Raw genomic sequence first — 13,907 nt, forward strand, 5'->3', positions numbered from 1 at the left:
ATATTTATTGTCTGAATCAGGATATCCAGGATTTAAGGATTTACAGGATGAAGAGATTAAATATTTATTGTCTGAATCAGGATATCCAGGATTTAAGGATTTACAGGATGAAGAGATTAAATATTTTTAATAATCACCAAATTCTGTGGATCTGACAATTCTGTGAACGATGATAAAAATATCTTATTAAGCATGAATAGGATTACATTACTTTCACCATCAAATATTTTATTGAGCAATCCTATGTCCTGCAAATATGCCAATCATAAAAATCCAAATCCCAACAGAAATCCTGTACATCCTTAAATCCTGGATATCCTGATTCAGACAAAAATATTTAATTATTCAAATCATCAAAATCCAAATCCCAACAAAAATCCTGTACATCCTTAAATCCTGGATATCCTGATTCAGACAAAAATATTTAATTATTCAAATCATCAAAATCCAAATCCCAACAAAAATCCTGTAAATCCTTTAATCCTGGATATCCTGATTCAGACAAAAATATTTAATTATTCAAATCATCAAAATCCAAATCCCAACAAAAATCCTGTAAATCCTTTAATCATGGACATCCTGATTCAGACAAAATATATTGACAAACATAACCAAATTAAATTAACCTTGCTAAAGATATACATTCCCTTCCATGAGAAATATAAAATTATCATCCAACCAGTCATGTAGGTTGGGTTAAGCAACAGCGCAGCCCAACAAAAGAATAATATAATATTGGGTTTTCTCAACCCAACCTACGTAATGCTATAATCAACAAATAACTACTTGGTATCACATCATGATGATTACTCAAGAATTAGAATGTAAAGAAAACATCTCCCAAGATGTAATATTTCCCCCAAGTGATTTATATAGTGATGAACCGACCGTGGAAACAGAACTACATCTAGAGCAAATTATGCTCTTAATTAAATGTCTCAAATGGTTATGGAAAGATAGAAATGATTTCTATGCTGCGGGAAATCTCACTATTTACTATAGTCCTAATCAGAAAAAATCTGAATATTTCCGAGGTCCAGATTTCTTTGTCGTCTTGGGAACAGAACGCAAAACCCGTAAAAGTTGGGTAGTTTGGGAAGAAGATGGTAAATATCCTAATTTCATTTTAGAAATTCTCTCACCAACTACAGCTAATACAGATAGAGAATATAAAAAAGAACTTTATCAAAATACCTTCCGCACACCTGATTATTTTTGGTTCGACCCTTATACACTAGAATTTGCAGGTTTTCATTTAGTAGACGGAGAATATCAACCTTTAGAACAAAATCAGCAAGGATATTTGTGGAGTCGTCAGCTAGGTTTATATTTAGGAATTTATCAAGGACTATTACGGTATTTTACACCAGCAGGAGAGCTAGTTCCCACACCTGAAGAAACCGCAGAAAAAGAAGCGAAAAAATCAGAACGTTTAGCAGCAAAACTGCGGGAGTTAAATATAGATCCTGATACAATTTAATGTAGGTTGGGTTAAGCGACAGCGCAACCCAACAACAGCTTTAATAAACCAATGATGAAAATGTCTGAATCAGGATATCCACCGATTAAAGGATTGTCAGGATGAAGAGATTAAATATTTTTGATAATCACCAAATTCTGTGGATATGAAAATTATGTGAATGACGATAAAAATATCTGAATCAGCATGAATAGGATTACATTACTTTCACCATCAAATATTTTATTCAGCAATTCCATACTCTGCGAATCTGCCAATCATAAAAATCTAAATCCCAACAAAAATCCTGTAAATCCTTAAATCCTGGACATCCTGATTCTGACAAAAATATTTAATTATTCAATTCCGAAAATCCAAATCCAAACAAAAATCCTGTACATCCTTAAATCCTGGATATCCTGATTCTGACAAAAATATTTAATTATTCAATTCCGAAAATCCAAATCCAAAGAAAAATCCTGTAAATCCTTAAATCCTGGACATCCTGATTCTGACAAAAATATTTAATTATTCAAATCATAAAATTCCTTTTTAATGACAGGGGCAATTACCATACAGTTAATTACATCTTAATTGATTGATAAAATATTATTAAATCGTTCAGCAAAAATAGAACTGAGACAACAAACCCAGATATGAAGCCCGTTGTACAGCTAACTTAGAGAATTTTGTTGTATGTTTGTTCATTACAGAAGCCGTCTAGACTGCATAAATGTTAGGATTGCCACAGAGTGAGAATCGCGTAAGAGAAGGAAAAAAAACTGAATGGCAGAATTTGAAAAGTCAATATCCTTTGATGGACGGGATATTCGACTGACGGTTGGCCTACTAGCCCCCCAAGCAGGTGGGTCGGTTTTGATACAATCAGGAGATACAACTGTTTTAGTAACGGCTACAAGGTCAGCAGCGCGGGAAGGCATTGATTTTTTGCCACTGACCGTAGATTACGAAGAAAGATTGTACGCAGCGGGAAGAATTCCTGGGGGAATTATGCGCCGAGAAGGTCGTCCACCGGAAAAGTCAATTCTTACCAGTCGGCTGATTGACCGTCCACTCCGTCCTTTATTCCCTTCATGGTTGCGGGATGACTTGCAAGTTATGGCAATAACTATGTCAATGGATGAGCAAGTCCCTCCTGATGTGTTAGCAGTAACAGGTGCTTCAATTGCTACCCTCATTGCCCAAATTCCTTTTAATGGACCCATGGCCGCAGTGCGAGTAGGCTTAGTGGGGGATGATTTTATTATTAACCCTACCTATGCAGAAATTGCAGCGGGAGATTTGGATTTAGTCGTCGCCGGTTCACCAGATGGGGTAATCATGGTGGAAGCGGGTGCAAATCAATTGCCAGAGCGAGATATTATTGAAGCGATTGATTTTGGCTACGAAGCAGTTCGGGATTTAATTCAGGCCCAGTTAGATTTACTGGATGAACTAGGTCTAAAACTGGTGCAAGAAGCACCACCAGAACCAGATCAGACATTAGAAAACTATATCCGCGATCGCGCTAGTAATGAGATTAAAAAAATCTTAGCGCAATTTGAGTTAACTAAAACTGATCGTGATATTGCTTTGGACGCAGTTGAAGATAGTATTGCTGATGAAATCAAAGCTTTACCAGAAGAAGACCCCATTCGCATTGCTGCTACAGCAAACTCTAAAGCTCTTGGCAATACATTCAAAAGTATTACTAAATACTTCATGCGCCGTCAAATTGTCGAAGATAATGTCCGCGTAGATGGTCGCAAACTTGATGAAGTCCGCCCTATATCTTGTCGAGTTGGCATAATACCCAAACGAGTTCATGGTAGCGGTTTATTCAATCGGGGACTGACTCAGGTACTATCAATGTGTACCCTTGGGACTCCCGGAGATGCCCAAAACCTCAACGATGACTTGCAACTAGAACAAACCAAACGTTACCTGCATCACTATAACTTCCCTCCCTTCTCCGTCGGCGAAACCAAACCATTACGCGCCCCTGGGAGACGAGAAATCGGACATGGTGCATTAGCAGAACGGGCATTGTTACCTGTACTACCATCCAAAGAAAAATTTCCCTACGTAATTCGCGTAGTATCGGAAGTTCTTTCTTCCAATGGTTCGACTTCAATGGGTTCAGTTTGTGGTTCTAGCCTATCCCTCATGGATGCCGGTGTACCAATTACTAAACCTGTGAGTGGTGCGGCAATGGGCTTGATTAAGGAAGGGGACGAAGTGCGAATCCTTACCGACATTCAAGGCATTGAAGACTTTTTAGGTGATATGGACTTCAAAGTTGCCGGTACAGATACTGGGATTACCGCTTTGCAAATGGATATGAAAATATCTGGTTTGTCTTTAGAAGTAATTGCCCAAGCTGTCAACCAAGCCAAACCTGCCCGGTTACATATTCTGGAAAAAATGCTCCAGACTATTGACACACACAGGGAAGAAACTTCACCCTTTGCCCCACGTCTGTTGACCATCAAGATTGATCCTGACATGATTGGTCTAGTCATTGGACCTGGAGGGAAAACCATCAAGGGGATCACTGAAGAAACTGGTGCAAAAATTGACATCCAAGATGATGGTACTGTCACCATTTCCGCAGTTGATGAAAACCGGGCGAAGAGAGCGCGGAACATCGTTCAGGGCATGACCCGTAAACTCCATGAAGGGGATGTTTACATCGGTCGTGTGACACGAGTTATACCCATTGGTGCTTTTGTGGAATTTTTGCCCGGTAAAGAAGGCATGATTCACATTTCTCAGCTTGCTGACTATCGAGTTGGCAAGGTTGAAGATGAAGTAGCTGTTGGTGATGAGGTGATTGTCAAAGTGCGAGAAATTGACAATAAGGGACGAATTAACCTCACACGCTTGGGTATTCACCCAGATCAAGCAGCAGCAGCACGGGAAGCAGCAGCGGTAAACCATTAAATCGCTGGTTGGATTTTAGATTTTAGATTACAGATGAATCGCAAATCTAAAATCCGCGATGCCTTGCTAGTAGGCATCGCTGTCGAATTCTTTATTATTTAAGTATAAAAAATTAAATTTAATTGGGTGTCAAACTGTCAGCTAAATTCTGGGCAACCCTACCCTTTCCTACTCTTTTTTGGGTAGGTTTTCTCTGTCCATCCGTTCTCTGACATCACTGATGCTTGATAATTAAAAAAATACCCAAAAACTTCTTGTGGTGCGGGCATCTTGCCCGCTAATCATCAAGGACGGGCAGGATGCCCATCTCACAAAATTGGGTAATTTATTTTTTGGTGTTCCCTAAATTCTGGTTGACATTAGACTTTTTAGTGCGATATAATGGTATGCTATTTAAAGTGTATTGATTGCTGCACTAGGCTAAAAAAGTATATCAATAATATCGGTAGCTAATATGGCCTAAGTAATGCCTAGATGCCAATTTTTTGTTGTTTATTAATGAGGTGAATATGGCAAAGCGCCGTAACCCGAAAAAAGAAAAGGCGCTACGAAACCAGGCCTACGCCAGAAAGTTTCGTAAACGGACCACCACAGGTAGAATGGGCAGAAGATTCCAACAAAGACCGCCCAAGAGTGAAGAGGAAGACACAGGCGCAGCAGCAATGGACGCTGCTGATTAGTATGTCTGGTTAAATTTTACTCTTTCATATAGCAGGAGTCAGGAGTCAGGAGTCAGGAGTCAGGAGTCAGGAGTCAGGAGTCAGGAGTCAGGAGTTCAGAAGGAAGAAGGAAGAAGAAAATTTTCCTGTTCCCTGTTCCCTGTTCCCTGTTCCCTGCCCCCTGCCCCCTGTTCCCTTTATTTCACAATGAGTTGAGTCCGGGCGTTGAGAAGAGCTTGTCTAACTTGGACAAAGCCTGTGCCTCCGTAGCTGTTGCGGGCTGCAACTACTTGACGTGGGGTTATGGCTTCATAAATATCAGCAGCAAATGCGGGATGGATTTGTTGCCATTCTTCTAGCTGCAAATCTTTGAGTAGTTTACCAGCGGCAATACTGGTTTTGACGACCTTGCCCACAATGTTATAAGCTTCGCGGAAGGGTACACCCCGCGCTGCAAGATAATCTGCGACATCGGTAGCGTTAGCAAAGTCTTCTGTAACTGCTGTTGCTAATCGCTGATGACGAAATTCTAAACCTTCTTGCAGTAAAATTGTCATTGCTTCTAAACAGGCTTTGACTGTGTTCACGCTGTCAAATATGCCTTCTTTGTCTTCTTGGAGGTCTTTGTTATAAGCCAGGGGTAAACCCTTCATAATTACTAACATGGCTTGCAGATGACCAAATACTCGCCCGGTTTTGCCGCGCACTAATTCGGGTACGTCGGGGTTTTTCTTTTGGGGCATAATGCTAGAACCTGTGGCACAGCTATCTTTGAGGGTGACGAAGCGAAATTCTTCTGATGCCCACAGAATCACTTCTTCGGACAGACGGCTGAGGTGAACCATGATGATACTAGCAGCACAGAGGAATTCTATGGCAAAGTCCCGATCGCTCACTCCGTCCAAGCTGTTAGCATAAACATTGTCAAAATGTAATAAATTGGCTGTATAGTGGCGGTCAATAGGAAAAGTTGTTCCCGCTAAAGCACCACAACCCAAGGGGGAGATATTCACTCGTTTACAAACGTCTTCCAAGCGTTCCCAATCCCGTTGTGCCATTTGGAAGTATGCCAGTAAATGGTGCGCTAAACTTACTGGTTGGGCGCGTTGTAGGTGGGTATAGCCAGGAATCAGAGTTTCGACATTTTTTTCGGCTATATCAACTAAGACTGTCTGAAAGTCCCGTAATTGCTGGCGAATTTGCTGAATTTGATCGCGGAGGTATAATCGAGTATCTGTACCTACTTGGTCATTGCGAGAACGGGCGGTGTGAAGTTTTTTACCTACATCTCCGACAATTTCCGTAAGTCGCTTTTCTACGGCAAAATGGACATCTTCGGCATCAACACCGGGTTGGAATTGCCCTTGACGATATTCTTGACGAACTTGTTCTAAACCGTTAAACAGTGCTTCCCCTTCTGTATGGGAAATTATCCCTGTATGAGCCAACATTTTGGCATGAGCTTGAGAACCAGTAATGTCATATTCGATGAGTTCAATGTCAAAACTGATACTTGCATTGAAACGAGCGATCGCCGGATGCAGCGCGGACTCAAACCGCTGACTCCAAGTTTGTTTTTCGGTCATAAATCTGAACAGAGGAAAAATGTGCTAATAGATACTAGAAGATAGGCAGATTCAATGTTGTATTTTGCTGTTAGAAACCGCCTTTACACACAGAAAATACATCTTCATGGGTTTCAATCCCTTGTTTTTGTGTTAATATACGCAAGCCGACTTTGCCTGTGTAGTAGCAAATTATATTTGCTGGCAACCTTGAAAACACCCTGAGAGATTTTTCCTGAAAATCAATTCAAAATCTAAAATCTATTTAGCCGAAACTACTTAAACTTTTGAACAGATAACCAACAACTACACCAATAAACAGCGCCCAAACTTGCCCAGTTGTGATAAAGTGATTCCAACCAAGTCGCATTTGCTCCAAAAGGTCTGGGTCTTTAATATGACTGTAATCAGCCAGAAAAGTGATATTTTGGTGTAAATTGCCTAAAAATGGCAATAGTAAATCATTCAGGTTTTCCATAATACTGTAAGCAAAATCTTGACAAATTCTATTAAATAGTAAAAGTAGCTATTGAAGTAGAAAATACGGCAATTATATTCTATTTTACCCTGCTACTTGACTATGTTTCTGCTGTCAAGCGTAATTTTTCTGAAGTTCTTAAAATTTGTCCCGCTAAAACCGCCGCACCAAAGCCATTATCTATATTGACCACACCTATACCAGCAGCACAAGAATTGAGCATTGTTAATAAAGGTGCTAAACCGGAAAAACTTGCACCATAACCAATACTGGTAGGAACGGCAATCACTGGACAATCTGCTAAACCTGCTACCACACTGGGTAAAGCCCCTTCCATGCCCGCTACCACAATTAATACTGATGATGATTCTAGCAGGTGACGGTTACTTAATAAACGGTGAATTCCGGCTACACCCACATCCCAAAGACGCTGTACAGAAAAACCCGAAAGTTCCGCAGTGACAGCGGCTTCTTCGGCGACGGCTAAATCAGCAGTACCAGCGGAGAGAATCCCGATTTGTCCAGGAAATCTGACTTCAATCACCGGAGGAACAATGGCACAAATTCGGGCTTGTTCGTAATATTGGATACCTCTAACTTTTTTTTGCAATGCAGAATATACTTTTGGCTCAATGCGGGTAGCCATGACTACGGAAGTGCGGTGGCGCATGACTTCCATAATTTGAGCAATTTGTTCCGGTGTTTTACCTGGTCCCCAAATTACTTCCGGGAAACCTGTTCTTAATTGACGATGGTTGTCTATTTTAGCAAACTCACCTACAGATTCATATTGTAAGTTTTTGAGGGAGTCAAAGGCTATCTCTGGGCTAATTGTACCATTGGCGACGGATTCTAAGAGCGATCGCAAATTTTCGGGTTGTGTCATGCAATTTTGGTAATTGGTAATTGGTGATTGGTAATTGGTAATTGGTAATTGGTGATTGGTAATTGGTAATTGGTGATTGGTGATTGGTGATTGGTAATTGGTGATTGGTAAAGGAAAGAAAAAGATCAATATTCCCATTCCCTGTTCCCTACTTCGTAATTTTAATTTCATGAATATTCCAAAAAGCACCACCAAGCGCAGAAAATTTAATACCTTCAAAACGATTTCGCACTGCTGAGAGAGAATAGGAATTAACCAAATAAATAAAAGGTAAATACTCCTGCGTTAATTGTTGACTTTCCCCATAAATTTCCTTTAATTTAACCTCATCAAATTCCTGTGCGCCTTGAATATAAAGTTCATCAATTTTCTTTTCCCAGTCAGCAACTTCCCAACCTTCAATCGGTTTTTGTCCAGCTTGAGGTTTTTGATTAAACATATGTAATCCCCCTTGAGGCGACCACACATTTGCACCATCATTTGGTTCTAAACCCCCTGTTAAACCTATTAAACAAGCATCCCAATCTAAAGTATTAGAAAGTTTATCTATAAAGGTATTCCAAGCCAATGGTGTAAAATCTACTTGAATCCCAATTTTACTTAAATCCTGTTTAATTTGCGAACCCATTGACTCCCGAATTTTATTACCAGCATTAGTTAACAATGCAAATCTAACCTCATTACCTTGATCATCTACTAAGAGATTTTTTTCATTATATTTAAACCCTGCTTTTATTAGTAATTCCTTCGCTTTATCAGGATTGTATTTATAAACCTTTAAACCCTGTTCTGGTGATAAAAAATAAGGACTTTGGACAGAAATAGGAGAATCTTGAGGTGTACCCAAACCACGAAAAGTGTTATTCAACATGGTTTGTCTATCAATAGCATAGGCTACAGCTTGGCGAAATTTCACATTATTAAACCATTTAGATTTAATAGGATCAACTAATGGTTGATTTTTCCTTTTTCCCTTATTTAAGTTAAAGGAAATAAAGGAAGTGCTAGAACTCGGACCACCATTATATATTTTAAAATTACCTTGTTTTTCCTGGACTTTTAACAAAGAAAAATAATCAGGAGAAACACCAATAGTATCTAAATCTCCAGAGCGAAATTGGAGTAGAGAAGTATCAGTTGATTCCACAATCTGCCAAACTATCCGTTCAATATAAGGTTGTGGTTTACCTTGAGCATCTTTACGCCAATAATAGGGGTTACGGCGAAAAATTACCCGTTGACTGGTATCGTATCTTTCCAGTTTATAGGGTCCATTAACAATAAGTTCTTGGGGAGGAGTATCAACACCCCATTTACTTAAAAATTCCAATTTCCCATCTTTATTTTTGGTTTTAACTGATTTTTCTAAAATATGAGCAGGTAAAATAGATGCTCCTGTATTTAGTAAAAAAGGTCTAAATGGTTCAGGGACACTAAATTCTACTTTTCTATTATCTATTTTTTTGACAGTTGGTAATTTGCGATCTTTTCCGACTCTTAAAACATCTCTAGTATCTGTAGGGATATTTTCATTCAAATAAATATCATTATAGGTAAACACAACATCATCAACTGTTAATGGTTGTCCGTCTGACCATTTTAAACCTTCGCGCATGGTAAAGGTAATTTTGGTTTTATCTGGTGATATTTCCCATGATTGGGCTAACACACCTTCTATTTTTCCGTCAATAGGATTTTGAGTTAATAATCCTTCATAAGTGTAACCAAAAATATTTGGTGATTCAGAACTCAGCGCCGCATTAAATGTTTTTGGATCACTGATAATACTCGTTACTAATTGAGGTACTTGAGCAGCATTGGTTTTTAATTTAACTGGGTTACAAGCTGTAATTGTTATTGCTGTAAAAGCAATGATTGTGATTAATAAGAAAAAGCGTTTTGTGGAATGGAGTATTTTTTGTAATGTCATAGGTTATTACCAGATATTAATATGAGAATGATTTAGACTCTAGCCAACCTAGAAAGTTTTTGGTGATTGGTAATTGGTAAGAATTTCTTCACTATTACCTATTTCGTAACTTTAATTTCATGAATATTCCAAAAAGCACCACCAAGGACAGAAAATTGGATACCTTCAAAACGATTTCTAATTGCTGACATAGCAGAGGAATTTACCAAATAAATAAAAGGTAAATACTCCTGAGTTAATTGTTGACTTTCCCAATAAATTTCCTTGACTTTCACCTCATCAAATTCCTGTGCGCCCTGAATATAAAGTTCATTAATTTTCACTTCCCAAGGTGCAACTTCTCTCCCTTCTATGGGCTTTTGTCCAGATTGGGGTTTTTGATTAAACATATGTAATCCCCCGTCAGGTGACCAAACATTAGCACCATCATTAGGTTCTAATCCATCAATTAAACCTAATAAACCAGCCTCCCAATCTAAAGTATTAGATATCTTACCTATAAAAGTATTCCATGCCAAGGGAGTAAAATCAACTTGAATGCCAATTTTACTCAAATCTTGTTTAATTTGCGAACCCATTGATTCCCGAATTTTATTACCAGCATTGGTGAGTAAACTAAATCTGACTTCGTTACCTTGATTATCCACTAAAAGATTTTTGTCATTATATTTGAATCCTGCTTTTATTAGTAATTCCTTCGCTTTATCAGGATTATATTTATAAATTTTTAGTCCCTTTTCTGGTGATAAAAAATAAGGACTTAGAACAGAAATAGAAGAATTTTGGAAAGTACCCAAACCACGAAAAGTATTATTTAACATGGTTTGTCTATCAATAGCATAAGCTACCGCTTGGCGAAATTGGACATTATTAAACCATTGAGATTTAATAGGATCAACTAATGGTTGATTATTTCTTTTCCCTTTATTTAAGTTGAAAGAAAGAAATAAAGTGCTAGAACTTTGACCACCATTATATATTGTGAAATTCCCTTGTTTTTCCTGAACTTTTAACAGCGAAAAATAATCAGGGGAAACACTAATAGAATCTAAATCACCGGAACGAAATTGGAGTAAAGAAGCATCTGTTGATTCCACAATTTGCCAAATTATCCGTTCAATATAAGGTTGTGATTTACCTTGAGCATCTTTACGCCAATAATAGGGATTACGGCGAAAAATTATCCGTTGACTTGTATCATATCTTTCAATTTTATAAGGTCCATTAACAATAATTTCTTCTGGGGGAGTATCAACACTCCATTTACTCAAAAATTCCAGTTTACTATCTTTATCTTTTGTTTTCACTGATTTTTCTAAAATATGAGCAGGTAAAATAGATGCCCTTGTATTTAGCAAAAAAGGTCTAAATGGTTCAGGTACACTAAATTCTACTCTTTTATTATCTATTTTTTTCACAGTTGGTAATTTGCGATCTTTACCAATTCTCAAAACATCTCTAGTATCTGTGGGAATTTTTTCATTTAAATAAATATCATTGTAGGTAAATACGACATCATCAACTGTTAATGGTTGTCCGTCTGACCATTTTAAACCCTCACGCATGGTAAAGGTAATTTTGGTTTTATCAGGTGATATTTCCCATGATTGAGCTAATGCTCCTTCTATTTTACCGTTAATAGGATTTTGCGTTAATAATCCTTCATAAGTAAGATCAAAAATATTTGGTGATTCAGAACCAAGTGCCGCATTAAATGTTTTTGGATCATTCAGAATACTTCTGACTAATTGGGGAACTTGAGCCGCATTGGTTTTTAATTGAATTGGGTTACAAGCGGTAATTGTTGTTGCTGTAAAAGCAATAATTGTGATTAATAGGAAAAAGCGTTTCGTAAGATTGAGTATTTTTTGTAATGTCATGGTTTTAATATTTTGATATTCCTGATACTGGTAATTAAATATAAATTATCTACTCTTATTCATAGTTTTGTGAATATGTTTCTCCATTTTTTATCTTTGCTAATAAACCTATTTTTTCAAATTTTTCAGAGGCAGGTGGTATTTCTGATTTCCAGTGATAACTCAAATCTCTTAACCAAGATACTATGAGGGTTTTCAAATAGAAATTAAATATTGTTTTCTCACAAAATTCTGAATCATAATGGCTGAGAATTTTTCCTGTATTTAATGATATCTCTGGTTTAGAAAATACACCATTAGTAGATTTAAAAACATTAATTTCTGTTAAATTTGCTAACATAACAAATCGCGGGTTTGTTTGAGAGTTTTGTAAATACAGATTGCTGACTTTTGATAAATTATTTTCATGATTTTCCAGAATTTCTTGCGCTGTGATATCTACTAATAATGCAATTTGCTGATTTTGATCTAAGACGATAATATCTGGAGAAGACAGTTGAAATAAACTTTCTATTTTCTCCGGTGAATCAAATTGATTATTCCAAATACTAGAAATAAGTCGGATTTTAATTAGTTCTTCTGGTTTATCTAAACTAAACATTCTCTTATTCTCCTATTAGTTATGAATCAATCACCAGCCACCAACAAAACTACAGCATAAGCACAAATACCCTCTTCTCTTCCCGTTGGTCCAAGTTTTTCATTAGTTGTAGCTTTGACACCAATTTGATTTGGTTCTACTTCTAAAACTGCGGCTAATTTATCCCGCATTTGAGAAATATGGGGTTTTAATTTGGGACGTTCAGCCACAATTACAGAATCAATATTGCCAATTTTCCAACCTTGGTCACGAATTAATTGATGTACTTGATCTAATAGTACAAGACTATCAGCCCCTTTCCATTTTGGATCTGTAGGGGGAAAATAATGACCAATATCCCCTAAAGATAATGCTCCTAGCATTGCATCCATGATGGCATGGGTAAGAACATCAGCATCACTGTGTCCTAACAAGCCGAGTTCATGGGGAATGTGAATACCGCCTAAAATTAAATTGCGATCGCTCACCAATCTGTGTATATCGTAGCCGTTACCAATTCTGATGTTCATAGTTTGTTAGTTGTCAGTTGTTAGTAGGGGCGAAGCATTTGGAGAAGCATTTTTCGCAACTACCGATAATTTATCTTCCAAATGCTTCGCCCTTACAGTTGTCAGTTGCAAAAGAATATTTTTCTCCCCCTACTCCCCCTACTCCCCCTATTCCCCTTACTCCCTCTGCTCTTCTTGCCATTTTTTCAGCAAATCGGGACGACGGGAGGCTGTGCGCTCAATTTGTTGTTGAAAACGCCAACGAGCTATTGCTGCATGATTACCACTTAGTAGCACATCTGGGACTTTCCAACCACGAAAATTAGCAGGACGAGTATACTGGGGAAAATCTAACAAACCCGCTTCAAAACTTTCATTTTTGAGAGATTCCTCCTTACCCACAGTTCCCGGTAGCAACCGCGTCACACCATTAATCAAAGCCATAGAAGGAATTTCTCCCCCAGTGAGGATAAAATCGCCCAAAGATATCTCACGAGTCACCAAATTTAGCACCCTGTCATCTACCCCTTCATAATGACCACAAATAACAATCAATTGGTCATAATTCGCGGCTAATTCGCGCAGTAAGGGCTGGTTCATCGGTTGTCCTTGGGGACTCATCAAAATCACATCACGACGGGGTAGAATCGGCAAAGACTCCACAGCCGCGAAAATCGGTTCTGGCTTCATCAGCATTCCCACGCCACCACCATAGGTTTCATCATCCACCTTGTGGTGTTTGTCCGTGGTAAAGTCTCTGGGATTAACTAGATGCACTTGAGCAATCTGTTTAGCTAAGGCCTTAGCCAGCAAACCAGAATTGAGAATTGACGTGAAACAGTCAGGGAAAAGTGTAACTATATCAAAACGCACAGTAATTCGGACTCGATAGAACTAATTTTAAGGGTAGATACCTAGCCAACAGAATAACTGATAACGTAGCACATGAGTCAGGAGTCAGGAGTTCAGGAGTCACCGAGTCAGGAGTCAGGAGTTCAGGAGTTCAGGAGTTCAGGAG

At 38.2% G+C, this 13,907-nt stretch carries 10 protein-coding genes; 2 read left to right on the plus strand and 8 right to left on the minus strand.

Translation table 11 applies throughout. The features are described from left to right. Positions 1-799: 799 nt before the first annotated feature. The gene (locus PN450_RS11065) at positions 800-1,480 is read left to right on the plus strand and encodes a Uma2 family endonuclease (RefSeq protein ID WP_271836297.1); all 681 of its coding nucleotides are present in this window, start codon (positions 800-802) and stop codon (positions 1,478-1,480) included. Positions 1,481-2,245: 765 nt separating this feature from the next. After that, on the plus strand, positions 2,246-4,402 hold the full coding sequence (locus tag PN450_RS11070) for a polyribonucleotide nucleotidyltransferase (protein WP_168696101.1): 2,157 nt from the start codon (positions 2,246-2,248) through the stop codon (positions 4,400-4,402). Positions 4,403-5,258: 856 nt separating this feature from the next. On the opposite strand, the gene argH is transcribed toward PN450_RS11070, so the two are convergent. The 8 genes from argH to trmD form a co-directional block, all read right to left on the minus strand. Next, entirely contained in the window at positions 5,259-6,647 is a 1,389-nt protein-coding gene (argH, locus tag PN450_RS11075; RefSeq protein WP_213713279.1) for an argininosuccinate lyase, read from the minus strand. A gap of 244 nt (positions 6,648-6,891) precedes the next feature. Next, entirely contained in the window at positions 6,892-7,104 is a 213-nt protein-coding gene (locus PN450_RS11080; protein ID WP_148760391.1) for a hypothetical protein, read from the minus strand. A gap of 100 nt (positions 7,105-7,204) precedes the next feature. Next, on the minus strand, positions 7,205-7,990 hold the full coding sequence (larB, locus tag PN450_RS11085; protein WP_168696100.1) for a nickel pincer cofactor biosynthesis protein LarB: 786 nt from the start codon (positions 7,988-7,990) through the stop codon (positions 7,205-7,207). A 148-nt stretch (positions 7,991-8,138) separates the two neighbouring features. Then, entirely contained in the window at positions 8,139-9,920 is a 1,782-nt protein-coding gene (locus PN450_RS11090; protein ID WP_271836300.1) for an ABC transporter substrate-binding protein, read from the minus strand. 98 nt (positions 9,921-10,018) lie between these two features. After that, positions 10,019-11,800 carry an ABC transporter substrate-binding protein gene (locus tag PN450_RS11095; protein WP_271836302.1) on the minus strand — a complete coding sequence of 594 codons (1,782 nt, stop codon included), beginning with the start codon at positions 11,798-11,800 and terminating at the stop codon, positions 10,019-10,021. Between the two features lie 55 nt (positions 11,801-11,855). Next, positions 11,856-12,401, minus strand: coding sequence for a hypothetical protein (locus tag PN450_RS11100; protein WP_271836304.1), 546 nt, complete (start codon positions 12,399-12,401; stop codon positions 11,856-11,858). A 26-nt stretch (positions 12,402-12,427) separates the two neighbouring features. After that, on the minus strand, positions 12,428-12,910 hold the full coding sequence (gene ispF, locus PN450_RS11105; protein ID WP_271836306.1) for a 2-C-methyl-D-erythritol 2,4-cyclodiphosphate synthase: 483 nt from the start codon (positions 12,908-12,910) through the stop codon (positions 12,428-12,430). A gap of 156 nt (positions 12,911-13,066) precedes the next feature. Continuing rightward, on the minus strand, positions 13,067-13,762 hold the full coding sequence (gene trmD, locus PN450_RS11110; RefSeq protein ID WP_148760403.1) for a tRNA (guanosine(37)-N1)-methyltransferase TrmD: 696 nt from the start codon (positions 13,760-13,762) through the stop codon (positions 13,067-13,069). Positions 13,763-13,907 lie beyond the last annotated feature (145 nt).

It is taken from the genome of Dolichospermum lemmermannii CS-548 (genome assembly GCF_028330815.1).
Lineage (GTDB): Bacteria > Cyanobacteriota > Cyanobacteriia > Cyanobacteriales > Nostocaceae > Dolichospermum > Dolichospermum lemmermannii.

Excerpts from the sequence above, each read along its gene's own strand:
- PN450_RS11065 (WP_271836297.1), top strand. The coding sequence starts at position 800 with ATGATGATTACTCAAGAATTAGAATGTAAAGAAAACATCTCCCAAGAT.
- PN450_RS11070 (WP_168696101.1), top strand. The coding sequence starts at position 2,246 with ATGGCAGAATTTGAAAAGTCAATATCCTTTGATGGACGGGATATTCGA.
- argH (WP_213713279.1), bottom strand. The coding sequence starts at position 6,647 with ATGACCGAAAAACAAACTTGGAGTCAGCGGTTTGAGTCCGCGCTGCAT.
- PN450_RS11080 (WP_148760391.1), bottom strand. The coding sequence starts at position 7,104 with ATGGAAAACCTGAATGATTTACTATTGCCATTTTTAGGCAATTTACAC.
- larB (WP_168696100.1), bottom strand. The coding sequence starts at position 7,990 with ATGACACAACCCGAAAATTTGCGATCGCTCTTAGAATCCGTCGCCAAT.
- PN450_RS11090 (WP_271836300.1), bottom strand. The coding sequence starts at position 9,920 with ATGACATTACAAAAAATACTCCATTCCACAAAACGCTTTTTCTTATTA.
- PN450_RS11095 (WP_271836302.1), bottom strand. The coding sequence starts at position 11,800 with ATGACATTACAAAAAATACTCAATCTTACGAAACGCTTTTTCCTATTA.
- PN450_RS11100 (WP_271836304.1), bottom strand. The coding sequence starts at position 12,401 with ATGTTTAGTTTAGATAAACCAGAAGAACTAATTAAAATCCGACTTATT.
- ispF (WP_271836306.1), bottom strand. The coding sequence starts at position 12,910 with ATGAACATCAGAATTGGTAACGGCTACGATATACACAGATTGGTGAGC.